This window comes from Streptomyces sp. CG4, from assembly GCF_041080655.1.
GTDB lineage: Bacteria > Actinomycetota > Actinomycetes > Streptomycetales > Streptomycetaceae > Streptomyces.
In genome coordinates this window covers 2,265,543-2,289,805 of record NZ_CP163525.1, presented here as the reverse complement: position 1 = coordinate 2,289,805, position 24,263 = coordinate 2,265,543, and the positions used below count along the sequence as shown (strand labels likewise).

The window sequence follows — 24,263 nt, the reverse complement described above, 5'->3', positions numbered from 1 at the left end:
TACTTCCTAGAACCTCTAGTTTGAACACTAGGTATACCAGGAAATCGGCCGTACGACTCTCCCGCTCCGCCCTGGAGCCCGGCCTGCCTCTGCCGGGGCATCGACCGGCCGGTCGTCAGGAGAGGGACGCTCCCCTGCGCCTCCGTACCAGCAGCACGGCAGCGGCGGCGCCCAGAGCGAGGGCCCCGGCGCCCGCACCCGCCCACAGGGCCGTCGGCAGTCCGTCGTCATGGGCGGGGCGCCGGCCCTGCCCCTGGCCCTGACTCTGCCCCTGGGTGACGGTGAGGTAGCTGGTCTTCTTCACTCGCCCGCGGTGGCTGACGACGGTTACGGGATAGCTGCCCGGCTTCAGGCCGGGCTTGATCCGTGCCGGGCCCCAGAAGAGCGGGGGGTCCTCCTCATGGCCTTTGAGGACATCGAACGACAGCTTGGCCGGGGCCTGGAACGCCGGGGATGTCGCGGTCAGCCGCTCCTCCTCCCCTGGATCCGGGGACGCGTCCTGCCACTTCACACACATCGTGGTGCCTGCCGCGACCGTGAAGCCCTTGTCCCGGGAGTCGAGCGGAGAGCCCGTCCTGCCGAAGAACGCGGGGCCCTCGGTCCTGCCCAGGTAGTCGTCGTCGCCGGGGCGCGGCGAGTGCACCACCAGCCGGGTCCGGGCCTTCCGTCTCCCGTCCCCATCGGTCACCCATATCGGGTACGTCCCGTCATGGAGGGTGAACGGCAGCGGCACGTTCAAGGCGCTGAAGACGCGGGTGTTGTTCCAGGAGTCCTTGCCGCGTGTGAGGCGCACCGGCGAGGTGAACGCCGGGGAACGAGCCGTGAAGGAATCCCCGGTCTCTCCCGGGTACAGGTCGTCGAAGAACAGTCTCACCCGGGTGCCCGGCCGCTGTGCGCCGGTCCCGTCCACCTCGATGGACGGGCGCCTGGGCGGCCGGACGTCGATGGTGTCACGGGCCACGACCGTGCCCCCGGCCTTGATGACGAGCGGATACGAACCGGGCTTGGCCGACATCGGGATGGGCGCCTTGACGCCGAGCCCGTCGACCTTCGCGGCAGGGTCGTCCATCCGGATCGGGGCCGCGAAGACCGGCGACTCGGCCACCAGGTGCACGCCCGGCTTCGGTGCGTAGTTGATCAGACCGATGCCGATGGCCTCTCCGGGGCGGGGGCCCGCGTACGCCTGGCTGATCGTCGGAGGGTCCGCGTGGGCCGCGGCCGGCCCCGCCATGACGCCACAACTCAGCACCCCGCCGCACACCCCGACGGCAACCATCCGCAGCCGGCTCGCCCTCATGGCGCCCCCCTCTCGCTCAGAGGGGAAGAGGGCGAGACCGCCGCGGTGGTTGCCGACGACCGGGCGGATGTCCCGCTCAGCCGATCGGTGCGTACAGCACGCCCAGCTTGTCGATCTCGTCGCCCGCGCGGCCGGTGAAGCCGACGATCTGCCAGCCGGGCGGGGCGGTGAGGGTGGCGGTGTCCGCGGTCGCCTTGCCGGCGCCGAGGGTACGGCCCCGGTCGGTGGCGAAGTCGGCCGAGAAGATCCGGGTGCGGCCGTCCTTCTGGCCCTCCGTGAGTGTCACCGAGGTGAGGTGTTCACCGGCGGCGAGGGTGAGGGAGGCGGCCGTCCCGCCCGTGCCGCCGTGGCCGAGGACGGTGCCGTCGTCGTGGGTGAGGGACACCGCGTCCAGCCGCGCGTCGCCGCGCAGGGTGAGGGTGCGCGGGGAGAGGGCGGCCGGGAGGTCGTCGGCGTCGTTGAACGCCGTACCGTGCGGGCCGCCGAAGAACTCGCTCGCGCGCAGCTTCGGATTGACCGTGTAGGAGAAGCCGACGGTGTGCGGGAAGTGGTCGGAGAGGTTGCCGCCGCTTGAGTCGAGGAACTTCGCCCACTCGTCGTTGTAGCGGTGCGCGGTGAGCGAGACGAGGGCGCTGCTCCGGTACAGGACCTTGTCGACGACCTCGCAGTCGTTGGTCGGCGCCGACGTCGGGCACAGCAGCGGGTCGGCGCCCTGCGCGGGAGCCGTGCCGCCCTTGACCAACTGCACCCAGGCGTCGGTCAGGTGGTTGTCGTCGACGAGGGTGCGGATGTTGTCCGCGGTCCGCGTGTAGCGGGTGTTGGTGTCCCCCATGACGATCACCGCGTTGCCGGCCGAGTTGGCCTGGATGAACTGCGACAGCTGCGTGATGTTGGCGCGGCGGGCGGCGAGGGCGTCGTCGGTGTCGTCGGCGTTGGGATGGAGGTTGTACAGGTCGACGTACACACCGTCCGTCAGCCGCACCCGGGCCAGTGTGAAGCCTTTCGGTGTCAGGCAGTTGGTGCCGGTGCAGTCGTGCCACTTCACCCGCTCGAAGTCCTCGAAGGGGTAGCGGGAGAGGGTGTTGAGGCCGTCGCCGATGCCCGCGCCGCCGCTGGTCGCCGTGCGGTAGGGGTGGTCGTCGCCCGCGTACAGTGCCGCGTGGTAGTTGAAGTCCTCCTGGACGTTGACGATGTCGTAGCCCGCCAACCTGGGGGATATGAAAGGGGTGTTGGTGGCCGGATGGCTGGAGCTCAGCCCTTCCGGCAGGCCTGCCACGTTGTACGTCAGCACAGTGAACGTGCCCGAGTCGGCGGCCTGCGCCGGCCCGGCGGACAGGCCGAGCCCGGCGAGCACCAGCGCACCGGCGGCGAGGGCACCGAGAAGTCGTCTCATGGGTCGCATGCGACCCATGTTCATGTCAACTGGTAACTTTTTGAAGGGTAGTTGAGAAAATTGTTCAACATTAATGCATGACGAGGGGGAACGGTGAAGCGCGAGACGCGCAAGGGGAGCCGTCGCAGCGCCATGGAGGGACAGGAAGGACATCAACCCCTTTGGCGGCAAAGGGACTTCGCGGTCTTCTGGGGTGCCCAGACGCTCTCCGTCCTCGGTGACTCCTTCGCCCTGATCGCCCTGCCGCTGCTGGTGCTGGAGGCCACCGGGTCGGTGGCCCGGATGGGGCTGCTCACCGCTGTCGGCGGGGGCGCGGCCGTACTCGCCGCCGTCTTCGCCGGGACCGTGGTGGACCGGGTGGACCGGCGGCGGCTCCTCATCACCTGCGACCTGGTGCGCATGGTCCTGTACGGGCTGATCCCGCTCGTCTGGGCCTTCGGTCCCCGCATCTGGCTGCTGTACGCGGTGCTGCCGGTCTGCGAGGCCGTCGGCACGTTCTTCGCCGTCGGCTATGTCACCGTCGTCCGGGGGCTGGTCGGCACCGGCCGGCTCACCGAGGCCAACGGACTGCTGAACGCCACGGCCGCGGCCGCCGGAGTGCTCGGGCCGGTGTGCGCGGGGCTCCTCGCCGCCTGGGCCGGGCCGGCTGCCGCCGTCGCCGTCGACGCGGCCAGCTTCGCCGCCTCGGCCGCATGTCTGCGGTGGGTACGACTGCGCGCCCGGGCCGGTGACGACACCCCGGCGCCCGGCCGCAGCACCGTCCGGCAGGACCTGCGCACCGGAGTCGTCTTCCTGTACCGGCACCCGCTGCTGCGCTCGCTCACGGTGCTGCTGTTCGGCTTCAGCTTCGTCACCCTCGGCCTGAGCGACCTGGTCATCTACCACCTCAAGCACGACCTCGGGCACGACGACGGCACGGTCGGCACCGTCATGGCGGCCGGTGCGCTCGGCACCATCGCCGGGTCCCTGCTGGTCGCCCGGCTCCGCCGTCGGCTCGGCTTCGGCCCCGCCTGGATCGGCGCGACCGCGCTGTGCGGGCTGACCTGCGCCGGCCTCGGCTGGGTCGGCACCGTGCCCGCGGTCGCCGTCCTCGCCGCCGGGTTCCTGGCCGGCGTCGGCATCGCGGGCACCTGCTCGATGTCCCTGCGTCAGGAGGTCACGCCGGAGCACCTGCTCGGCCGGGTCACCTCCGCCTACTGGACCCTGCACTATTCCGCCGCCCCCGTAGGCGCCGCCCTGCTCACCTGGGCCGCCGGACGCTGGGGCACCGCCCCGGCCGCCCTGACCGCGGGCGCCACCTGCGTCCTGCTCGCCCTCGGCGCCCTGCTTACACCGATCCGCAGGGCCTGAACCCCCTGGGCGAGGGTTTCCGACTCGTCAACTGGCCTCCGGGCCACGGGTGGTGGAGAACACGAAGGAGAACTCCGCCGGTTCGGCTCGCAGATGGTACTGGGGCAGCGGGCCCGGGCCGCAGGACTGGGAGCCGATGCCGTGCTGGCCGTGGTCGAGGTTGACCCAGACCCCCGCGGCGGATGCGACCAGGGGGGTGAGGTCGGTCAGGTGTGTGGCGGCGTCCAGTTGCTCGGTGGTCCAGCGGCGGGCGGTCAGAAAGAACGCCGGGTCGCCCTCGATGCGCAGGCCGCCCAGCTCCGCCCAGCGGACGTCGATACGGGCGCCGTTCTCCTGGGGGCGCACGTACGGCGTCTGCATGCTGTCTACCGTCGACTGCCAACGGCCGATCGCCGACGCCGTCCTGGTGTCCGGGTACGCCTCGCCCGGGCCGCCGCCGAACCAGCGCACGGCGTCGGCCGTCGTCAGGCCGAAGCGGATGCCGAGCCGGGGCAGCGGGACCGTCCAGTCACCCTCCGGGACGGTGGATACGGTCAACCGCAGACGCTCTCCGTCCGACGTCCAGCGGTACACCGTCGACAGCCCCACCTCCCGTGCGGCCGGTGCCACCCGGGTCCGGACCGTCAGGGTGTGCTCGCCGGTCTCCACCGCGTCCAGCCGGTGCCGCATCCGGTGCAGGCCGAGCCCCCGCCACAGCAGGCCGTAGCGCAGGTCGGGCTGCCAGGGAGCCCCGTCGTCGTTGTCGGTGGTGGCCCGCCACACGTCCAGCTGCAGACCGGTGACCGGTACGTCGCCGATGGCCGTCAGGGCGCCGGTGCGCGCGTCGAAGGTGCCGGGGCCGAGGGTGACCACCCCGTCGTCGCCCGTGGCAGGGCGGGCGGTCGCCGCGACCGTCGGCACCCTTCGTTCCGACACCTGGACCTGGCCCCAGGCCACGACATGGTCCTTCGCTGCCCACGGGGTGTCGGCCGCCAGGGCCGCCCGGATCGTCCAGTGGGCCTCGCCGGCCGGTCCGCCGGCGGGCGGCGCGGGCAGTTTGACGTCGGCGGACTCGCCCGGCGCCAACGCCGGCACGGACAGCACGCCGGACTCCACCCGCTCCCCGTCGACCTCGTACGCCCACGAGAACGCCAGCGCGGACAGGTCGGCGAAGTCCTGCTTGTTGGTGATCCGGACCGTGCCGTCGCCGGGGTCGCCGCTGATGCCGACCGGTTCGATCACCTTCTTGTACTCCACCAGGCCGGGGGAGGGCCGCCGGTCCGGGAAGAGCAGGCCGTCGCAGACGAAGTTGCCGTCGTGCAGCTCCTCGCCGAAGTCGCCGCCATAGGCGAAGCCCAGCTCCGGATGCGCGATCCCGTGGTCGATCCACTCCCAGACGAACCCGCCCTGCAGCCGGTCATGCGACTCGAACAGCCCCTGGTAGTCGGCGAGTCCGCCGGGGCCGTTGCCCATGGCGTGCGCGAACTCGCAGAGAATGAAGGGGAGTTGACGGCGCCTGAGGGTGCCGCCGTCCAGGCCGCGGCCGATCCGCTCGACCTCGGCGTGGTCGGCGTACATGCGCGAGTACATGTCGGTGTCCCGGCAGGTGAGGTCGCCCTCGTAGTGGACGAGGCGGGAGGAGTCCCGGCCCTTGATCCACTCGGCCATCGCGGTCAGGCCGCGGCCGGTGCCCGCCTCGTTGCCCAGGGACCAGATGACGACCGACGGATGGTTCTTGTCCCGTTCGACCATGCGGGACGCCCGGTCCAGCAGCGCCGGGGTCCAGCGGTCGTCGTCGACGGGGTTGTCCCGCCAGTCCTGCTCGGTGAAGCCGTGCGTCTCCAGGTCGCACTCGTCGATCACCCACAGGCCGAGCTCGTCGCACAGGTCGAGGAAGGCCGGGTGCGGCGGGTAGTGGGAGGTGCGGACGGCGTTGATGTTGTGCCGCTTCATCAGCAGCACGTCCTCGCGCATGGTCTCCGGGCCGAGGGCGCGGCCCTGCTCCGGATGCCATTCGTGCCGGTTGACGCCCTTGAACAGCACCCGCCTGCCGTTGACCCTGATCAGGCCGTCCGACAGCTCGACGGTACGGAAGCCGATCCGCAGCGGCACCCGCTCGCCCTCGGTGGCCAGCTCGCCCCCGTACAGCCGTGGTGTCTCCGCCGACCACGGCTCGACCGGCACGGTCACGCTGTCGCCGGTCGCGATGTCGATGCCCAGCTCGGCCACGGTGACCCGGCCGTCCACGTCGGAGTCGACGCGCAGGGTGCCGGTGCCGGTCAGGTGGTCGTAGGAGGCGTGCACGAAGAAGTCGAGGGCGGCGCCCGCCGGGCGGTGCAGCAGGGTGACGTCACGGAAGATGCCCGGCAGCCACCACTGGTCCTGGTCCTCCAGATAGGAGCCGGCCGACCACTGGTGGACGCGGACCGCCAGGACATTGTCCGCGGCCTTCAGCAGATGGCCGACCGCGAACTCGTGCGGCAGCCGGGAGCCCTTGAACTCGCCCAGTTCCGTGCCGTTCAGCCACACGCGCGCACAGGACTCCACCCCGTCGAAGCGCAGCACCGCACCGCCCTCGGTGAGGTCCGGCCAGTCCGCGGGCAGGTCGAAGACCCGCAGATGGTCACCGGTCGGGTTCTCGGTCGGCACCCGCGGCGGGTCGACCGGGAACGGGTAGAGGTGGTTGGTGTAGATCGGGGAGCCGTGTCCCTGGAGCACCCAGTGGCCGGGGACCGGGAGCTGCGCCCAGTCACCGGCGTCGTACCCCTCGGCCGCGAAGGAGTCGTCCTCGGCGTCGGCCGTCGGCGACAGCCGGAAACGCCAGTTTCCGTTCAGGGACAGCGACGGGGCGTCCGAGGAGGCGTACCAGGCGCGCGGCGGCAGCGCCCCGGAACCCGGCGAGACGTCCTCGACGTAGTCGGTGACGGTGTGCGTGCGGAAAGACATCGGTCTCCTAGCTCAGCCCTTGATGCCCGTCTGCGCGATCCCCTGCACCAGCCAGCGCTGGAGGAAGAGGAACACGAACAGCAGCGGCAGGATGGAAATGGCGGTCGCCATGAAGATCAGGTGGTAGTTGACGGTCTGGTTGGTCATGTACGACGACAGCGCCACCTGGACCGTCCAGGCGTTCGGGTCCTGCCCGATCACCAGCGGCCACAGGAAGGCGTTCCAGCCGTTGATGAAGGTGATGGTGGCCATCGCCGCGAAGAAGTTGAGCGAGTTCGGCACCACGATCCGCCAGTACGCGCCCCAGTGGCCGAGCCCGTCCATGCGTGCCGCCTCCTCCAGCTCCTTCGGGAACCCGAGGAAGTACTGCCGGAACAGGAAGCAGGTGAAACCACTGAAGAGGCCCGGGACGATCAGGCCCCGGTAGCTGTCCACCCAGCCGAGTGACGACACCAGGACGAAGCTGGGGACGAAGGTGACGGCGGTGGGGACCATCAGGGTGGCGAGGACGGCGTAGAAGACCTTGTTGGCGTGCCGGTAGGGGATACGGGCGAGGCCGTACCCGGCGAGCGAGCAGATCAGCAGGATGCCGGCGGTCATGAGGACGGCGACGACCAGGGAGTTCACCATCGAGCGGCCGAAGTCGACCGTCGGGTCGTCGAACAGCTCGGAGATGTTGCCCCACTGCAGACGGGCGGGGAGGAACTTCCAGTTCTGGCCCGTGATCTCCGCGTCCGTGGACAGGGCGTTGCGGACGATCAGATAGAAGGGGATGAGGAACAGGACCGCGGCGACGCCCACGGAGAGGTAGAGCCCGGTGGTGCCCGCAGCGCTTCCCCGCCGGACCCGGCGTGCGCTGCCGGTCCGGGGTGCGTCGGTGGCTCGGGGTGCGGTGGTGGTCACCTGGCCTCCTCCCCCCTTCCGAAGCCCATGAACCTGCCCTGGAACAGGGTGACGACGCAGATCAGCACGGTGAGGATCACGGCGCCCGCGCTGCCGGAACCGTAGTCCTGGCTGGCACCGAGCGCCGTCTTGTACAGCACCATGAGAGGGGTCTGGGCCCAGGTCGCCTTGGTCCCGACGATGTTGTAGAACTCGTCGAAGGCCTGATACGCGGCGATGAGGAGCAGCAGGATCACCGCGGCCGAGGTGGCGCGCAGCTGGGGCAGAGTGATGTGCCGGAAGGTCTGCCGGCCGGGCCTGGCGCCGTCGATGGCCGCGGCCTCGTACAGCTCGCCGGGGATGTTCTGCAGGGCCGCCAGGAACAGGATCATGTAGAAGCCGGACTGCAGCCAGAGCCGTACGGTCACGATGACCAGCCAGTACCAGGGTGGGCTCGGGTCGGACACCCAGGCGATGTTCTCGGCGCCGAACCAGCCGATGGCCGTGTTGGCCAGGCCGAAGCGGACGCCGTTGAAGAGGGACATCTTCCAGATCAGCGCGGCGGCGACATAGCTGCACGCGGTCGGCAGGAAGAACACCGACCGGAAGAAGGCGCGCAGGAAGCGCAGCCGGTGCACCAGCAGGGCGAGACCCAGCGAGAGCGCCCAGGTGGTGGGCACGATGAACGCGGCGAACACCGTGAACGTCACCAGTGAGCCGGTGAAGTCGCGGTTCGTCAGCATGTGCCGGTAGTTGTCGAGGCCGACGAAATGGCTCGGCGTGACGGTGAAGCGGGCGTCGAAGAAGCTGAGCCAGACGCTCCAGCCGATGGGAACGAAGACGAAGATCACCAGGCCGATGAGGAACGGCCCGGTGAAGAGCCAGAAGTTGAACGTGTTGCTCGCCCGAAGGCCCCGCCGCGGCCGGGACCCGGCGGTCTTGGCCGGGGTGGGGCGGGCGAGGTCGCGCGGGGTGGTGGTCGACATGTCGTGGTCCGTCCGCCGGCCTATCCGAAGAGCTTCTTCAGCTCGCGGTCGACCGTCTTGTCGGCCTTGTCGAGCGCGGCCTCGGGGTCCCCGCCCTTGCGGACGCAGTCGGCTATGACCGAGTCCCAGGCACTCCACATGGCCTGGGTCCAGCCGATGTGGTCGAAGTGGCCGTAGGTGTTGAAGAGCTGGACGCCCTCGGCGCCCAGACCCGTCTTGAGCGTGCCGGCCTGCGCGGCGATGGACGTGCGCGGCGGGATGTGGAACCCGTAGGACGTGGCGAAGTCCTTCTGGTACTGCTTCTGGTCGATCCACAGCCACTTGACGTACTCCTTGGCCGCGTCCACGTCGCCGCCCTTGGCGTTGACGAACATCGACCAGCCGCCGTTGTAGACGGAGGGCCTGCCCTTGGCGCCGACCTTGGGGAAGGGGAAGACGCCGATGTCGTCGCCGAGCACCTTCTGCATCGCCGGTGTCGCCCACATGCCGCAGAACTGGATGGCACACAGCCCCTGGTTGATCGCCGAGGGGTCCCAGTAGTCGGCCGGGGAGTCGAGCAGCAGATGACCGCTGGTGAACAGCTGCCGTAGCCGGCGCAGGCCCTCGACGACCCCGTCCGTGTGGTAGCCGATCTCGTTCTTGGCGGTGAGGGTCTCGGCGCCGGCCGACCAGATCAGGGGCGCCTCGACGGCGTGCAGGTCGTTGCCGAGGAAGAGGCCCTTGACCTTGGACGTGGTGAGCTTGGCGGCGGCCTCGATCAGCTCGTCGAGGGTGGTCGGCACGGGGATGTTCGCCTTCTCCAGCATCGACTTGCGGTAGAAGAAGAACTGCGGGTCGTCGATCATCCGGACGCCGTAGATCTTGCCGTCGACCGTGTGCGAGGCGATGTCGGCCGGGTGGAAGTCGTCCTTGACCGGTTCGATGAGGTCCGTCAGATCCGCCACCTGGCCGCTCCTGACGAGCTGGATCTGCGGGTGGAACTCGAAGACGTCGGGCGCCTGCTGGGTGAGCAGGGCGGCGAAGAGCTTCGTCTCGTAGTCGTTGCTGGTGATCCACTGCGTGGACACGTCGGCCTTCGAGTAGGCCTTGGCGTAGCGCTTGACGGCCTGTTCGACCCCGGCCTCGCCGTACGCGTGGAAGAACTGGGTCAGCTGCTTGCCCGAACCGCTCCCGCCGCCCCGGCCGTTGTTGCTGCCGCACGCGGCGAGCGGTCCGGCGGCGGCCAGACCGGCGGCGGCCCGGAGTATCGATCGACGGTCCCACGTGCTGTGGCTCTGTTCCGACATGCTGACGTCCTTGTCTGTCGAAATACGGCGTGCGACTCGCGCTGCGGGTCAGGGGTGCGGCCGGCGGCCCCCGGTCCATGGGGGGGAGTGGGGCTACCCGGGGGAGTGGGGCTACCGCCTGGTCCAGGCCGAACTGCCCCGGCCGCGCTGGTCGAAGACGTACGTCGTGATCGACCGGGCGGCGAGCGTGGCGGTCACGGTCCCGTCGCTGACAGTCGGCCCCGCGACCTTCGCCCAGTTCTCGTCCGCCGAGGTCCGCACCGCCTGCGTGGCCCGCACCGGCGCCTTGCTGGTGAAGTGCAGGTTCAGCGGGGTGTCGGTGGTGTTGTGGTTGTTCACCACGACCACCCACCGCCCGCCCCGGTCGTACGACGACACCTCCACGCCGTCGGGAGCCCCGGTCACGTCGTGCGCGACCGAGCCCGGCCGGACGAACCTGCTGTACTGGCCCAGCGCGTAGTACCGCTTGGTGAAGTACAGCCGCTGGTCGCCGTTGGCCGCGTAGTCGGGGTCGTAGTAGATCAGGCCGTCGTTCCAGCCCTGGTCGTTCCTGGCGGCCGGGTCGGTGCCGTAACCGCTGGCGAGCGCCACCCACCACTGGAACGCCGAGTCGTGCGCGGTCGCGAAGTCCTTGTAGATGATCCGCGACATCAGCAGGGCGTTGTCGATGGTCGGGTCGTACTCCTGGTTCCAGCCCGTGGTGCCCTTGCCGAAACAGCAGATCTCGGTGGCCCAGGAGGTCTTGCCGAGCGACCTCGCCGTCGCGTAGACGTCGCCCAGCTTGCCGTCGTCCGGGTTGTCGTACGTGTGATGGGCCAGCTTGGAGACGTACTGCGCGGTGCCCGGCTGCGCCATCCACTGCGGGACCTCGCTGGTGAACTGCGTGGTCCTGCTGGACTCGTCCGCGATGACGCCGGTCCTCTGGTGCCGGGCCCGCTGCTCGGCGCCCAGCGCGCGCACGATGTCGTCGCGCTGCTCGACCGGCACCGGCATGCCCTCCTGGCCGCAGTCGGAGAAGCTGTTGTCCGGTTCGTTGAAGGGGCTGATGTAGTCGAGCCGTAGGCCCTGCCGGGTGAAGTGATCGGTGACGTCGGCCATGTACTTCGCGAAGTCCTTCTCGTTCTCCGCCTTCAACCGGCCGCCGCAGCTCTTGCCGTTGGTCGTCCACCGGGCCGGTGCACTGTTGACGAAGCCGATCAGGTCCTGCACGCCGTACCGCGCGGCGTACTTCAGGAACGTCCGGCCGCCGGTGTCCTTGGACCAGTCGTAGGAGCCGTCGGGGCTGAGGAAGTCCTCGGCGGCGCGGGCCGGGGTGGTGACCCCGACGCCACCGCCGCCGATGTTGTAGCGGTACGAGCTGAGGGCCAACCCTTCCTTGGAGAAGAGGAGTCGGGCGACCCGGGCCTGGACCTTCGGGTCGAAGTGCTGGAGGTCGTCGACCCACCAGGCGCCGGACGCGCCGATGTCGTCGATGGTCTGGGCGGCCTGCGGGGAGACCTCGGCGGGCGCCGGGGTGGCGGTGGCGCTCGCGGACGGGGAGGTGAGGAGGGCTCCGGCGACGGTCAGTGCGGCGGAGGCTGTCAGCAGCAGGGATCTCTTACGGGGGTGAGACACGTGCATCCCTTCCGTCGTCATGAAGGCGGTGCGGTACGGCTCCTTGCGGGGGTGGTGGTGCGCTTGACGGTGGTGCCGGTCCGCTGCCCGACGGACTGCAGCGCCCCTTCCAGCGCGAACGTGGCCGCGCCGAGGGACACCGGGTCGGTGGGGATCGGGGAGAGGACGATCTCGGTGGCGGCCAGCGGGCGGCGCAGCGCGTGCCGGGCGACGGCCTGGCGGACCTCGTCGAGCAGCGGCTCGCCCAGCCGGGCGGCGACCCAGCTGCTGAGCACGACCACTTCGGGATTGAGGAGGTTGATCAGGTCGGAGATGCCGGCGCCCAGGTAACGCGCGGTGTCCCGCACCACCTTGACCGCCACCGGATCGTCCGCGGCGACCGCGCGGGCCAGCGCGTCGACGGTGGCGGTCTGGTCCTCGGGGTGCAACAAGGGGGAACGCGGGCTCAGTTCGCGCAGATTCTGCATGATGCCCGGCGCGCCGACGTACGTCTCGACACAGCCGTGGTTGCCGCAGTGGCACAGCCGCCCGTCCAGCACGAGCGTGGTGTGGCCCCATTCGCCGGCGCTGTTGCTCACGCCCCGGTGCAGGCCGCCGCCGAGGACGAGACCGGCGCCGACCCCCGTGCCCAGATTGACCACGACCGCGTCCCCGCGGCCCCGCGCGGCCCCGAACCACAGCTCCGCCACCGCGCACGCGCGCAGCGGATTGTCCAAGTGCAGCGGATACGCGATGTGTTCGGCCAGCAGATCGAGCAACGGTACGTCGTGCCAGTCCCAGTTGGGCGCGTACTCGGCGACGCCGGTGTCCCGGTCCACCTGGCCCGGCACGCTCACCCCGACGCCCAGCACCCGGGCCGCCTCCACCCCGGCCTGCGCCACCACCGAGCCGACGGCGGCGGCGACGTGGCCGACCACCTGCTCCGGGCGGCTCTCGCCGGGCCGCATGTCCTCGTCGGCGCGGGCCAGCACGTTCAACGCCAGGTCGAACAGCTCGGCATGGACGTAGGTCTCCGCGATGTCGACGCCGATCAACGCGCCCCCCGACGCGTTGACGGCCACCAGGCCCCGGGGCCGGCCGCCGGCCGAGTCCTCGAAACCCACCTCGGTGATCAGGCGGAGCTCCAGCAGCTCGCCGACCAGCGTGGCCACCGTGGCCAGGCTCAGCCCGGTGGCGGCGGCCAGCTCCTGCCGGGAGGTGGGAGACTCGGCGATGATCTGGCGCAGCACCTCGTAGCGATTCGCGGTGCGGATGTCACGTGATGTGCGCTTCACGCAGCTGCCCCCTCCGATCCCATCCCGTCCCATCCCGTCCAGGCCAGGCCGGGGCGATGACGGCACCGGCGCGGGCGTCAGGCTATGGGCTGCGAGTCGCTTTCGACAAGGGGTTAGGAAAGGGGCTGGAGAAAGTCCCCGGTGCGGGAGGAGCGCTGCTGGGCCGACGCGAGGCGGTCAGCCCTCCAGGAGATCCCGCACGAAGGCGTTGGTGAACTTCCCGGCCGGATCCAGGGAGCGGGCCAGGCCCCGGAAGTCGGCGAGGCGTGCATACCGCCCACGGACGACCGCCGACGGGATCTCGTACACCTTCCCCCAGTGCGGCCGCGGATCGAACGGAGCCAGCGCCTCCTCCAGCCGGCGCACCACCGGCAGGACGGCCGCCTCGTCGCGTACCCAGGTGAAGTGCAGCGCCACCGAGTCCCGCCCGTGGGCCGGACTGAGCCACTGCGGGTCGGCGGCGACCGTACGCACTTCGCAGGTCTGCAGGACACCGGCGACCGCCGACCGGATACCGCCGATTGCACACAGCGCATCGATGGCGGTCGGACGCGGCAGCAGATACTCCGACTGGATCTCCTCCCCGCTGCTCGGCGTGAACTCCGCCCGGAAATGCGGCAGTCGCTCGTGCCACGGCCCCGGCACGCCCAGCTGCTCGGTGCAGTGGGTCGCGGGCATCCCCGGTATCGGGTGCACCGGCACCCGAGCGGGTGCCGCCCACGGGAAGTGCACCGTCGGCTGGTCGGTGCGCCGCTTGACCCACACATGCCTGAAGCCCGGCTCCCGCCAGTCGGTGAACAGGCTCACGCTGTATCCGGCGGCCGACACGGCGGTGAAGTCCAGCCCGTCCAGCGGGAGTTCGGTGAACACATGCTGCTCCACCTCGTACGCCGGCTCCAGGTCGAGCGTGAGCGCGGTGACGACGCCGAGCGCGCCGAGCGAGGTCACGGCACCGTCGAACCGGGCGTCGCCCCGGCCGAGTGTCACCGTCGAGCCGTCCGCGACGAGCAGCTCCACCTCCCGCACCGCCGAGGCCAGCGGCCCGTTGCCGATGCCCGAGCCATGGGTGCCGGTCGCCACCGAACCGGCCACCGAGATGTGCGGCAGGGACGCCATGTTGGGCAGGGCGAGGCCCCGGGCATGGACCGCGCGGGCCAGTTCGGCGTAGCGCACCCCGCCCGACACCCGGACCGTGCGCGCGGCCGTCGCGACCTCGATCAGCGGCGGCAGCCCGGCGGCGGACACCAGCACACCGTCCGGGCCCGGGTCGGCGATCCGGTTGAAGGAGTGCCCGCTGCCCAGCACCCGAACCCGCGCACTGCCCGCCACCAGCGCCGCGAGCGCGTCGAGCGTGCCCGGGCGGTGGAACGCGCGCGCCGTGTACGTGAGGGTGCGCGCCCAGTTCGTGACCGCCCCGGCGGTCTCGGCCGTCCCTGTCATCGGTGCGTCCCTCCCGAAGAGATGCGGGTGTGTACGGCTGCCCATGCGTGTGCCGACCCTCTCATCCATCCTGGCCCACCAGGGAAGCCCTCTGCGGATTTCGTCGTTAGGGCCGCATGGATCGACGCATTCGAAATATGGATGGCCTTCTGGACGCGATATCGGTACTTTCCGATCCATGACCCAGGAACCGCTTCCCGCCCGGCTGTCCGTCACCGACCGCACCCGTCACCGCAGGCTGCGCGAGCAGGGCAGCGTGGAGCGGGCGGAGCTGGAGGCGATCCTCGACGCCGCCTTCGTCTGTCATCTCGGCGTGCTGGTCGACGGGCGGCCGGTCGTCGTACCGACGGTGTACGGGCGGGACGAGCACCGGCTGTATCTGCACGGATCCGTGGCCAGCCGCAGCCTCGCCGGCGACACTGCGGTGTGTGTGACCGTGACCCACGTGGACGGGCTCGTGCTCGCCCGGTCCGTCTTCGAGCATGGCGTCAACTACCGCAGCGCCATGATCCACGGCACCGCCCGCAAGGTCACCGACCCCGAGGAGAAGCTGGCGGGCCTGCGCCTGCTGACCGAACACACCGCGCCGGGCCAGTGGTCGTACGCCCGCCGCCCCAGCCGCAAGGAACTGGCCGCCACCACGCTCCTCGCCCTCTCCCTCCAGGAGGCTTCCGTCAAGATCCGTACCGGCCCCCCGGACGACGGCGACGGACCCGACGCCGCGCTCGGCCTGTGGGCCGGCGTCCTGCCGCTCACCACGGTCTGGGGCACCCCGGAGCCCGACCCGGCGCTGCCGGCCCAGGTCGCCGTACCGGATCACATCGCGCGCCGTGCGGGGACCCGGCACGGGTGAGCCGCGGGCGGGGGCATACGGTGTGAGACGTACGCCTGAGCCGGGAGGAGACAGACGGATGGGCAGTCGTACCGCGCTGGTCGAGGATCTGATGGAGCGCTTCCCGCATGTGCCACGGGAAGCCGTCTTCAAGGAGGACCTGCTCCGCGGCGGCGTCGCCTTCGACCCGTCCGCCCTCAGCGACAACGAGAGCGGCGAGGTCAAGCCGAAGTCGTACTTCATCTTCTCCTTCGACCACGGCACCCTGCCCGAGCTGGGCGAGGCGGCGCTGCGGCGTCCACCGGAGGAGATCATCCTCACCGGCGGACCGTACGACCTGCGCCGCACCGTCGTCTCCGTACGGGTGAACCCGGCCTCGCCGTACCGGGTCGCCGCCGACGACGAGGGGCTGCTCGGGCTCTACCTCGACGGAAAGCGCATCGCCGACGTCGGCGTGCCGCCCATGCCGGAGTACTACCGGCACACCCTCTCCAACGGAAAGTCCGTGATGGAGGTGGCCCCGACCATCCAGTGGGGCTATCTCATCTACCTCACCGTCTTCCGGGTCTGCCAGTACTTCGGCGCCAAGGAGGAGTGCCAGTACTGCGACATCAACCACAACTGGCGCCAGCACAAGGCGGCCGGGCGGCCGTACACCGGCGTCAAGGACGTGGAAGAGGTCCTGGAGGCCCTGGAGATCATCGACCGGTACGACACCCAGAAGGCCTCCACCGCGTATACGCTGACCGGCGGTGCCATCACCAAGACGGTCGCCGGGCGCGACGAGGCCGACTTCTACGGCCACTACGCCAAGGCCATCGAGGAGCGCTTCCCGGGGCGGTGGATCGGCAAGGTCGTGGCCCAGGCGCTGCCGCGTGACGACGTGCAGCGGTTCAAGGACTACGGCGTCCAGATCTACCACCCCAACTTCGAGGTGTGGGACCGCCGGCTGTTCGAGCTGTACTGCCCCGGCAAGGAGCGCTATGTCGGCCGCGACGAGTGGCACAGGCGGATCCTGGACTCGGCGGAGATCTTCGGCGCGCGCAATGTGATCCCCAACTTCGTGGCGGGCGTGGAGATGGCCGAGCCGTTCGGCTTCACCACCGTCGACGAGGCCATCGAGTCGACGACCGAGGGCCTGCGCTTCTTCATGTCGCACGGCATCACGCCGCGCTTCACCACCTGGTGCCCGGAGCCCACCACCCCGCTCGGCAAGGCCAACCCGCAGGGCGCGCCGCTGGAGTACCACATCCGGCTGCTCCAGGCCTATCGCCAGACGATGGACGACTTCGGGCTCTCCTCCCCGCCCGGCTACGGCCAGCCCGGACCCGGCCGCGCGGTCTTCTCCGTCAGCTCCTTCATGGACAGCCTGCCCGCGGTTGAACCCACGGAGACGCCGACCCGGGTGTGATGCCGCACAGTCGCGCATCGGTTCGCCGGGACGGTGAGCGCGGCGGCGCCCGCATCCGTACAGAAGGCCGGAGTGAGGGGCTCGTCGCGTCGCGCATCCGCGTCACCACCAACGGTAACCGGATCTGAACAGCGCGCTTGTCAGTTGTGTCGAGAGCGTGAAAGGCTCTGTGCACTGCCGCGAGGTTCCCTTTAACTCCCTTTCCCCAGTGGTGAGTTGACCTCGCTCGTGGATGCAGGAGTTCCATGCCCGACCTGCCGACCCCCAAGGACGCCACCGAGGCCGCGCTGTTCTCGGAGGGCTGGGACGCGGTGCTCAGCTACGCGGACCTGTGCACCTCCGGATCCCTGACGGCCCATCAACTGGCCACCGAGGCCTTCACGCTCGGCATGCGCGAGGTCCGCGCCGCCGCCCGCACCCATGTGCGCGGCGCGGGCCGCCGTACCGCACGGCTGCCCACCATCCCGGCGCTGCTCACCGCCGTACGCGACACCGCAGCCGCCTGGGAGACCGAGGGGCAGGGGCACAAGCTCGACCCCGACCTCAGGCTGTGGCTCAACTCCGCGGCCGCCGCCCGCTATGCGAGTCGGCCGCTGGAGCGCCCGGTCGCGCTGCGCGGCCTGCGGGACATGCAGGAGGCCGACGCCGCGCTGCTGTGGCTGGCCGAGGTGGAGGCGCTGCCGCTGCCCGCCGTCGCCCGCCGGCTCGGCCTGGATCCGGCCACCGTCGCCGGCGAGCTCGACCAGGTCCGCACCCTGTTCCGGGACCGCTGCCACCGCGCCCATCTCGACACCCCGATGGACGCGCAGTGCCGCTCCTACGCCCGTCTGCTGGACGCGGTCACCCGCTCGCCGGCCGCCGACACCCCCGACGACCTCTCCCGGCACCTCGCCACCTGCGTGCGGTGTGCCGAGGCCGCCGCCTGTCTGCGCCTGCACGGCGGCGGGCTGCCGGCCGCGCTGGCCGGCGGGGTGATCGGCTGGGGCGGCCTCGCCTACCTGGAACGCCGCCGGCGCGCCGCCGAGGTCCGCCTGGGCGCGGGTCGCCCCGCCGACGCCGCGCCCGCCCCCGGCTCCGGAGATCCCGAGGAGGAGGGATCAGGCCGCAGCCGCGTCCTGCGCGGTGGCCTGCTCGCCGCCGCCGTACTGCTGTCGGCGCTGGCGCTCGGCGTGTCGATGATGCCGTCCGGCGGTTCCGGCGGCGATGCCGCGGCCGCCCGCGACGACACCGCCACCGCCCGTGACTACGGCCGGCCGGTCGCCGACCCCAGCGTCTCCACGACCCGGAAGCCCGCCTCGCCGACGGCGCCCGCCGCCACCCCCTCCGCGGCGCGTACGACAGCGGGCTCCGACCGCAGGAAGACGGACCCCGAACCCCAGGGCACCTCCTCGGCCACGGACGATCCCGGCCCCGTCGGCACCACCACCGCCCCCACCGCGACCTGCAGCGCCGCCTACCACCTCGTCAACCAATGGCCCGACGGCTTCCAGGCCACCGTCACGGTCAGCACCGACCGTCCCCTCACCGGCTGGGACGTCTCCTGGACCTTCCCCGACGGCCAGCAGGTCGGCCAGATGTGGGACGCCACCGCCCACCAGGACGGCCCCCACGTCACCGCCACCGCCGCCGACTACGACAGGGCCGTCCCGGCCCACGGCACCCTGTCCTTCGGCTTCCTCGCCACCTGGCAGGAAAAGAACCGGGCCCCGTACGGCTTCACGATGAACGGGAAGTCCTGCGCGACTGGTTGAGCCGTCGCAGGAGTTGAGCCGCCGTAGAGCGGCCTCGAAGGCCATCCGCGCGAGATTCAGGATCACGCTCACTGACGTCGGTCATGCCGTCGTCCGTGTATCCCCCTGGACGTCCGCGGACCCCGAGGTGGCGGTGACTATCAGGACGGCCTGGTCGTCGAGGGTGGCATGGCCTGCGAACCCGGTGACTGCCGCGGTGACGGACTTGACGAGGGCGGCGGCGGTGGGCGTGGTGGTCCGGACGGCGGCAAGCGCGTCCGCCAAGCGGTCCTCGCCGAAGAACTCGCCGTCGGCCGAACGGGCCTCGGTGATGCCGTCGGTGACCAGGACCAGGCTGTCGCCCGGGTGCAGTTCGATGTCGCACGGACAGACGCCGGGGTCCGGTCCGATGCCCAACAGCAGCCCCGGTTCGGCGAGTTCCACGACCGTGCCGTCGGCGCGGCGCACGAGCGGCGGGACGTGGCCTGCCCGGATCAGACTCAGCGCGAGGTGGGACGCGGTGTGCCGCAGCTCGCCGTAGGCGAGCGAGACGAACTGGTCCTCGTCGGCGGTGCCGCCCGCCAACAACGCGTCGTTGATGGCGGAGACCACCGCCGCCGGGTCGTTCAGGAGACGTGCGGCGGCGTGTGCGGTGTGGCGGACGATTCCGGTGGTCGTGGCGGCCAGCGCACCGCGCCCCGACACATCGCCGATCATGAGCGCCCAGCGGTCGCCGGGCAGCGGGAAGACGTCGTAGAAGTCGCCGCCGACATCGAGCCCTTCACCTGCCGGATGGTACGAGGCCGCCAAGGTGGCACCCGGAATTCCGGGCAACTCGGGAGGCAGCAGGCCCGCCTGCAGATCGCGGGCCAGCCGGACGCGGTCGCTGAACTGGTGGGCGTTGTCGGCACTCGATGCGGTCCGGCGGGCGAGCTCCTGCGCCAGGGCGATCGTGCGGCCGTCCAGGGGGAGGTCGGTGGCCAGCAGAGTCAGCACGCCGAAGGCCTGGCCCCGGGTGGCCAGCGGCACGCACACGTAACCCGTGACGCCGAGCTGCGCGCGGCGGCCGTCGGTGTGGACGGTCTCGGTGGTGCCGGAGGCCAGCACGCGGGCAACCGCGGCGTCCACCTCGTCACGCAGTGCGCGGGAAGAGAGGAGCTCTTCCCCGTCCCGGGTGGACGCGGCGACGGCGATGCGCTGCGCCTGGCCGCACTCGACCACGTGGACGCAGCACAGCGGCGCCAGAGCCGGAACGGTCAGCCGTGCCATGCGCTGCAGGGTGTCGGCATAGTGTGTCTCGCGCGCGATGGCGGTGCCGGCTTCCAGCAGGAAGGCCAGATCCTCACGGGCCGCCCGCTCGCGCTCCTGGGCGGCGTGGCTCGCGGCCACCGCGGCGTGGCGTTCGACGGCCAGCGCGGCGATGCGGGTGAACGCCGCGCTGAGCGCCATGTCCTTGTCCGTGGGAGCCATGGGGGTGCGGTGGTACATCGCGAAGGTGCCCAGCAGCCGGCCGTCCGCGTCCTGGATCGGAGTGGACCAGCACGCCGCGACCCCGGCCCGCGACGCCAGTTCGCGGTAGTCCTGCCACAGGGGATCGGTGGCGATGTCGGTGACGATCACCGGCCGGCGCCGGTGGGCGGCCGTGCCGCACGAGCCGACGCCCTCGGCGATGGGCGTCCCGTCGACCGCCTCGTTGTAGAAGTCGGGCAGGCGCGGGGCGGTGCCGTGCCGCAGGTGCCGTCCGTCGGCGTCGACGAGCAGTACCGAGACGATCACGTCCGGGGAGAGCGCCTCGATCGCCGTGGCCATGCCGAAAAGGATCTCCTCCAGCGGGGCGTCGCGTGCGATCTGCTCCAGCAGCAGGCGTTGCTCGGCGGCCAGGAGATGCGCGTGGTGGTACGCGGTGGTCTCGACCGCGATCACCACGACCCCCTCGGTCCGGCCGACCGCGTCCCGGCGGGGCTCGTAGGTGAAGTCGAAGAACCCCTCCCGCTGCCTGCCCGGCCCGCCCAGCAGGAGCCGCCCGTCCCGGGACCGGTACGCGACGCCGGTGCGGTAGACCTGGTCGAGCCGGTCGAGGACGCCCTGCGGAGCCAGTTCCGGCACCACCTGTGCGATCGGCTCGCCGACGCGGCCTCGGTCGCACCCGAGGGTCTCGAAGAACGCCGTGTTCGCCGCCTCCAGCAGGTGCCGGGGGCCGGTGAGCACAGCGAAGATCACCGGGGCTTGGTCGAACAGGTCCACGTACGCCTCGCTCCGCCGGTGGACCGTGACGGAGTGGGCTGTGGCCGGACTGCGCCGTTCGAAATAAGTGGACATGACAGGCACCCTCTCCTGTCTCGCTTCTCCACTCTGACACACGTTTTTGCGTCGCCGCCCGACAGTGCGCTGATCACTGTCACAGGTGGGGGCGGACGGAAAATTCGGTGGCGGCCGAGTGGCCGCGCTTCTATGGTGGTGCTGCTTCTCGCGGTGGCTGCCGGCCGCCGCTGTCGGCCCAGTGAGGAAAGGGAGGTGTGACCGATGGCTGTCTCTGTGACGGGCGCTGCCCGCAACCAGAAGTTCATCCACTCCACCTCCGTGGCCTCCGGCTGATCCTTCCTGCTTCTTCGCGCCCCGAGGGCGCGCGGCCGGGGCCGCCCTGTGAAGGGTTCCCCTTGAATCTCTTTTCTCTTTCGGCTTTTTCCGCTTCGCCTTCGTCGCACCCTCTGGCCCGCTACGGCTGGGACGAGGGATGGGAAGCGGAGTTCGCTCCGTATGCCGAGCAGGGTCTTCTGCCCGGCCGTGTCGTACGGGTCGACCGCGGCCAGTGCGACGTCGTCACACCGCTCGGCACCGTCCGCGCGGACACCGAGTTCGTCGTTCCCCGTGACCCGATGAAGGTGGTGTGCACGGGGGACTGGGTCGCCGTCGACCCGGAAGGCGGCGACCCGCGGTACGTGCGGACACTGCTGCCGCGGCGCACCGCCTTCGTGCGGTCGACGTCGTCCAAGCGTTCCGACGGCCAGGTGCTGGCCACCAACATCGATCACGTCGTCATCTGTGTGTCGCTCGCGGCCGAACTCGACCTTGGCCGGATCGAGCGGTTCCTGGCGCTGGCCATGTCCTGCTCGAACGGTGAGGCCCTGCTGCACGAGGCGGCACGCTCCGGCGAGTCCGCCGCCCAGCCCGTCGTCGTCCTCACCAAGGCTGACCTCGTGCCGGACCCGGTCACCCTCGGCCACCTGGTCCAGGACATCGAGACGAGCGCACCCGGCGTGCCCGTGCTCACCGTCAGCGCGCTGCACGACGAGGGGCTCGACGTCCTCGTCGCGCTCGTCGGCTCCGGTACGTCCGTGCTGCTCGGCCAGTCCGGCGCGGGCAAGTCCACGCTGGCCAACGCCCTCGTCGGCGCGGACGTCATGGACGTACAGGCCACGCGGGACGTCGACGGCAAGGGGCGGCACACCACGACGACCCGCAATCTGCTCGCCCTGCCCTCGGGCGGGGTCCTCATCGACACCCCCGGGCTGCGGGGTGTCGGGCTGTACGACGCCGGGAGCGGGGTCGGGCAGGTCTTCTCCGAGATCGAGGAACTGGCCGAGCGGTGCCGCTTCCACGACTGCGCCCACGAGAGCGAACCGGACTGCGCGGTGCGCTCCGCCGTGGAGAGCGGGGAGCTGGCGGAGCGGCGGCTGGAGAGCTACCGGAAGCTGGTGCGCGAGAACCAGTGGATCGTCGCCAAGACCGATGCGCGGGTCCGTGCGGAGCTGCGGCGGGACTGGAAGCGGAAGGGGGCCGAGGGCAGGGCCGCGATGGAGGCCAAGCGAGGGCGTCTTCGCTAGGAGCAGGTCAGCTGCACGCCTTCGACAGGCACGGGTCAGCTGCATGTCCGATTTCCGCTGGCCGAGGCCTCGGACGTCGCTCCACACTGGAAGACGTGCTGGAAGACGTGATGGACGACGACACCAGGTACGAGGCGGTGCGGAGTCGGGACGGGCGGTTCGACGGGGTGTTCTTCTTCGCCGTCGAGACGACCGGGATCTACTGCCGGCCGAGCTGCCCGGCGGTGACGCCGAAGCGGCACAACGTGCGGTTCTTTCCGACGGCCGCCGCCGCGCAGGGCGCCGGGTTCCGGGCCTGCCGGCGGTGCCGGCCGGACGCCGTGCCGGGGTCGGCGGAATGGAATGTGCGGGCGGACGCCGTCGGGCGGGCCATGCGGCTGATCGCCGACGGCGTCGTGGACCGCGAGGGCGTCGCCGGGCTCGCCGGGCGGCTCGGCTACAGCGCCCGGCAGGTCCAGCGGCAGCTCACCGCGGAACTCGGCGCCGGGCCCGTGGCGCTCGCCCGGGCCCAGCGGGCGCACACCGCGCGGGTGCTGCTGCAGACCACCGAGCTGCCGGTCACCGAGATCGCGTTCGCGTCAGGGTTCGCCAGCGTGCGGCAGTTCAACGACACCGTCCGGGAGGTCTACGCCTCGACGCCCACCGGGCTGCGGGCCGCCGCCCCCGCCACCCGGGGGCGCGCGGCGCGGCGGGCCGCCCCGGGCGCCGGGATACCGCTGCGGCTGGCCTACCGCGGCCCGTACCAGGCCGCCGCCGTCTTCGACCAGCTCGCGGAGGAGGCGGTGAGCGGGGTCGAGGAGGTCTCGGGCGCGCCCGGCGGCCGTACCTACCGGCGCACGCTGCGGCTGCCGTACGGCACCGGGATCGTCGCCGTCGAGGAACGGACGCGGACGGTGCGGACCGGCACCGGTACCCGGCCGGGCGGCTGGCTCGACGCCCGGCTGCATCTCGGCGACCCCCGGGATCTCACCACGGCGGTGCAGCGGCTACGGCGGCTGTTCGACCTCGACGCGGACCCGTACGCCGTGGACGAGCGGCTCGGCGGCGACCCACGGCTCGCACCGCTGGTCGCCGCCCGGCCCGGACTGCGCTCGCCCGGTGCCGTGGACCCGCTGGAGCCCGCTGTGCGCGCGCTGGTGGGGCGGGCGGGCGCGGAGGAACGGGTGCGGCGGTGCGGCAAGGTGCTCGACGCACCCTGCGGCAGCCTCACCCACCTCTTCCCCGAGCCCGCCGCCCTCGCCGAAAGCGAGCCGCCGGACGGTCCGCTGGGCGCGCTGGCCGCCGCCCTCGCCGACGGCACCGTACGGCTGGACCCGGGCGCCGACCGGGACGACGCACAGCGAGCCCTGCTCGCACTGCCCGGCATGGACCCGATGACCGTCGCCACCGTACGCGTGCGTGCCCTCGGCGATCCGGACGTCGCCCCGCCCGGCGCCGACGTATCCGACGACTGGCGGCCCTGGCGTTCGTACGCCGTCCAGCATCTGCGTGTGGCAGGGGAGTGGAGTCGATGACGGCCATGTACTGGACCCAACTGGGCGCCCCCGTGGGGACGTTGCTGCTCACCGCCGACGCGGACGGGGCGCTGACCTCGCTGTCCGTGCCCGGGCAGAAGGGCGGGCGGACCGCGGAGAGCCTGCAGGACGGGTGGCGGTGCGAGCGCGGGCCGTTCCGCGCCGCCGCGGAGCAGCTGGCCGCCTACTTCGCCGGTGAACTCAGGGAATTCCAGCTGCAGTTGAGCCCGCAAGGCACCGACTTCCGGCAGCGGGTGTGGGCGGCGCTGGACGAGGTGCCGTACGGCGCCACCGTGACGTACGGACAGATCGCCGCGCGGATCGGCGCGTCCCGTGCGGCGGTTCGCGCGGTGGGCGGGGCGATCGGTGCCAACCCCCTGCTGATCGTGCGCCCTTGCCATCGGGTCATCGGCGCGGACGGCTCGATGACCGGGTATGCGGGCGGAGTCGAGCGGAAGGTGTGGCTGCTGACTCTGGAGGGCGCCCTCGCGGGTTAGCCGCCATG

General features: G+C 71.3%; 16 protein-coding genes and 1 pseudogene. 7 read left to right on the top strand and 10 right to left on the bottom strand.

From position 1 onward, the window contains the following. Nucleotides 1-115: 115 nt before the first annotated feature. Both AB5L52_RS10455 and AB5L52_RS10450 read right to left on the bottom strand, forming a co-directional pair. Nucleotides 116-1,297 (bottom strand): hypothetical protein, encoded by a 1,182-nt coding sequence (locus AB5L52_RS10455; protein ID WP_369363546.1) that lies wholly within the window; start codon nucleotides 1,295-1,297, stop codon nucleotides 116-118. A gap of 76 nt (nucleotides 1,298-1,373) precedes the next feature. Next, complete coding sequence (locus AB5L52_RS10450) at nucleotides 1,374-2,690, bottom strand: jacalin-like lectin (protein ID WP_369363545.1); 1,317 nt, start codon at nucleotides 2,688-2,690, stop codon at nucleotides 1,374-1,376. A 132-nt stretch (nucleotides 2,691-2,822) separates the two neighbouring features. Between AB5L52_RS10450 and AB5L52_RS10445 the strand changes: the two genes are divergently transcribed. Beyond that, on the top strand, nucleotides 2,823-4,040 hold the full coding sequence (locus AB5L52_RS10445; protein ID WP_351569455.1) for an MFS transporter: 1,218 nt from the start codon (nucleotides 2,823-2,825) through the stop codon (nucleotides 4,038-4,040). Between the two features lie 27 nt (nucleotides 4,041-4,067). On the opposite strand, the gene AB5L52_RS10440 is transcribed toward AB5L52_RS10445, so the two are convergent. From AB5L52_RS10440 to AB5L52_RS10410, 7 genes and pseudogenes are all read right to left on the bottom strand, one after another. After that, nucleotides 4,068-6,965 (bottom strand): glycoside hydrolase family 2 TIM barrel-domain containing protein, encoded by a 2,898-nt coding sequence (locus AB5L52_RS10440; protein ID WP_369363543.1) that lies wholly within the window; start codon nucleotides 6,963-6,965, stop codon nucleotides 4,068-4,070. Between the two features lie 12 nt (nucleotides 6,966-6,977). Beyond that, nucleotides 6,978-7,868: a carbohydrate ABC transporter permease gene (locus AB5L52_RS10435; RefSeq protein ID WP_351569169.1), complete on the bottom strand. Its 891-nt coding sequence runs from the start codon at nucleotides 7,866-7,868 to the stop codon at nucleotides 6,978-6,980. After that, nucleotides 7,865-8,833, bottom strand: a complete 969-nt coding sequence (locus AB5L52_RS10430) for a carbohydrate ABC transporter permease (protein WP_369363541.1) — start codon at nucleotides 8,831-8,833, stop codon at nucleotides 7,865-7,867. The genes AB5L52_RS10435 and AB5L52_RS10430 overlap by 4 nt, the downstream gene beginning before the upstream one ends. Before the next feature lie 20 nt (nucleotides 8,834-8,853). Next, complete coding sequence (locus tag AB5L52_RS10425) at nucleotides 8,854-10,119, bottom strand: ABC transporter substrate-binding protein (protein WP_369363539.1); 1,266 nt, start codon at nucleotides 10,117-10,119, stop codon at nucleotides 8,854-8,856. A gap of 126 nt (nucleotides 10,120-10,245) precedes the next feature. Then, nucleotides 10,246-11,739 (bottom strand): annotated as a pseudogene (locus AB5L52_RS10420) (glycoside hydrolase); the annotation flags it as partial. A gap of 11 nt (nucleotides 11,740-11,750) precedes the next feature. Continuing rightward, nucleotides 11,751-13,040 carry an ROK family transcriptional regulator gene (locus AB5L52_RS10415; RefSeq protein ID WP_369363537.1) on the bottom strand — a complete coding sequence of 430 codons (1,290 nt, stop codon included), beginning with the start codon at nucleotides 13,038-13,040 and terminating at the stop codon, nucleotides 11,751-11,753. A gap of 144 nt (nucleotides 13,041-13,184) precedes the next feature. Then, nucleotides 13,185-14,447 carry an FAD-binding protein gene (locus AB5L52_RS10410; RefSeq protein WP_369363535.1) on the bottom strand — a complete coding sequence of 421 codons (1,263 nt, stop codon included), beginning with the start codon at nucleotides 14,445-14,447 and terminating at the stop codon, nucleotides 13,185-13,187. 178 nt (nucleotides 14,448-14,625) lie between these two features. Between AB5L52_RS10410 and AB5L52_RS10405 the strand changes: the two genes are divergently transcribed. The 3 genes from AB5L52_RS10405 to AB5L52_RS10395 all read left to right on the top strand — a co-directional run bounded on the left by AB5L52_RS10405 (nucleotide 14,626) and on the right by AB5L52_RS10395 (nucleotide 18,441). Beyond that, a complete protein-coding gene (locus AB5L52_RS10405; RefSeq protein ID WP_369363533.1) occupies nucleotides 14,626-15,300 on the top strand; it encodes a pyridoxamine 5'-phosphate oxidase family protein in 675 nt (224 codons plus the stop codon). Nucleotides 15,301-15,358: 58 nt separating this feature from the next. After that, complete coding sequence (locus AB5L52_RS10400; protein ID WP_369363531.1) at nucleotides 15,359-16,690, top strand: radical SAM protein; 1,332 nt, start codon at nucleotides 15,359-15,361, stop codon at nucleotides 16,688-16,690. Nucleotides 16,691-16,935: 245 nt separating this feature from the next. After that, on the top strand, nucleotides 16,936-18,441 hold the full coding sequence (locus AB5L52_RS10395) for a cellulose binding domain-containing protein (protein WP_369363530.1): 1,506 nt from the start codon (nucleotides 16,936-16,938) through the stop codon (nucleotides 18,439-18,441). A gap of 81 nt (nucleotides 18,442-18,522) precedes the next feature. On the opposite strand, the gene AB5L52_RS10390 is transcribed toward AB5L52_RS10395, so the two are convergent. Beyond that, nucleotides 18,523-20,739 carry a SpoIIE family protein phosphatase gene (locus AB5L52_RS10390; protein ID WP_369363528.1) on the bottom strand — a complete coding sequence of 739 codons (2,217 nt, stop codon included), beginning with the start codon at nucleotides 20,737-20,739 and terminating at the stop codon, nucleotides 18,523-18,525. Between the two features lie 338 nt (nucleotides 20,740-21,077). On the opposite strand from AB5L52_RS10390, the gene rsgA reads away from it, so the two are divergent. The 3 genes from rsgA (at nucleotide 21,078) to AB5L52_RS10375 (ending at nucleotide 24,255) form a co-directional block, all read left to right on the top strand. Then, a complete protein-coding gene (gene rsgA, locus AB5L52_RS10385; RefSeq protein ID WP_369363526.1) occupies nucleotides 21,078-22,244 on the top strand; it encodes a ribosome small subunit-dependent GTPase A in 1,167 nt (388 codons plus the stop codon). A 110-nt stretch (nucleotides 22,245-22,354) separates the two neighbouring features. After that, a complete protein-coding gene (locus tag AB5L52_RS10380; protein WP_369368849.1) occupies nucleotides 22,355-23,758 on the top strand; it encodes a DNA-3-methyladenine glycosylase 2 family protein in 1,404 nt (467 codons plus the stop codon). Beyond that, on the top strand, nucleotides 23,755-24,255 hold the full coding sequence (locus tag AB5L52_RS10375) for a methylated-DNA--[protein]-cysteine S-methyltransferase (RefSeq protein WP_369363524.1): 501 nt from the start codon (nucleotides 23,755-23,757) through the stop codon (nucleotides 24,253-24,255). The genes AB5L52_RS10380 and AB5L52_RS10375 overlap by 4 nt, the downstream gene beginning before the upstream one ends. The last annotated feature ends 8 nt before the right edge of the window (nucleotides 24,256-24,263 follow it).

What these genes read in the sequence shown, in the direction of transcription:
- AB5L52_RS10395 (WP_369363530.1), top strand. Translation starts at nt 16,936, where the DNA reads ATGCCCGACCTGCCGACCCCCAAGGACGCCACCGAGGCCGCGCTGTTC.
- AB5L52_RS10450 (WP_369363545.1), bottom strand. Translation starts at nt 2,690, where the DNA reads ATGAGACGACTTCTCGGTGCCCTCGCCGCCGGTGCGCTGGTGCTCGCC.
- AB5L52_RS10415 (WP_369363537.1), bottom strand. Translation starts at nt 13,040, where the DNA reads ATGGGACGGGATGGGATCGGAGGGGGCAGCTGCGTGAAGCGCACATCA.
- AB5L52_RS10455 (WP_369363546.1), bottom strand. Translation starts at nt 1,297, where the DNA reads ATGAGGGCGAGCCGGCTGCGGATGGTTGCCGTCGGGGTGTGCGGCGGG.
- AB5L52_RS10380 (WP_369368849.1), top strand. Translation starts at nt 22,355, where the DNA reads ATGGACGACGACACCAGGTACGAGGCGGTGCGGAGTCGGGACGGGCGG.
- AB5L52_RS10400 (WP_369363531.1), top strand. Translation starts at nt 15,359, where the DNA reads ATGGGCAGTCGTACCGCGCTGGTCGAGGATCTGATGGAGCGCTTCCCG.
- AB5L52_RS10445 (WP_351569455.1), top strand. Translation starts at nt 2,823, where the DNA reads ATGGAGGGACAGGAAGGACATCAACCCCTTTGGCGGCAAAGGGACTTC.
- AB5L52_RS10405 (WP_369363533.1), top strand. Translation starts at nt 14,626, where the DNA reads ATGACCCAGGAACCGCTTCCCGCCCGGCTGTCCGTCACCGACCGCACC.
- AB5L52_RS10430 (WP_369363541.1), bottom strand. Translation starts at nt 8,833, where the DNA reads ATGTCGACCACCACCCCGCGCGACCTCGCCCGCCCCACCCCGGCCAAG.
- AB5L52_RS10440 (WP_369363543.1), bottom strand. Translation starts at nt 6,965, where the DNA reads ATGTCTTTCCGCACGCACACCGTCACCGACTACGTCGAGGACGTCTCG.
- AB5L52_RS10375 (WP_369363524.1), top strand. Translation starts at nt 23,755, where the DNA reads ATGACGGCCATGTACTGGACCCAACTGGGCGCCCCCGTGGGGACGTTG.
- AB5L52_RS10425 (WP_369363539.1), bottom strand. Translation starts at nt 10,119, where the DNA reads ATGTCGGAACAGAGCCACAGCACGTGGGACCGTCGATCGATACTCCGG.
- AB5L52_RS10410 (WP_369363535.1), bottom strand. Translation starts at nt 14,447, where the DNA reads ATGACAGGGACGGCCGAGACCGCCGGGGCGGTCACGAACTGGGCGCGC.
- AB5L52_RS10390 (WP_369363528.1), bottom strand. Translation starts at nt 20,739, where the DNA reads ATGTCCACTTATTTCGAACGGCGCAGTCCGGCCACAGCCCACTCCGTC.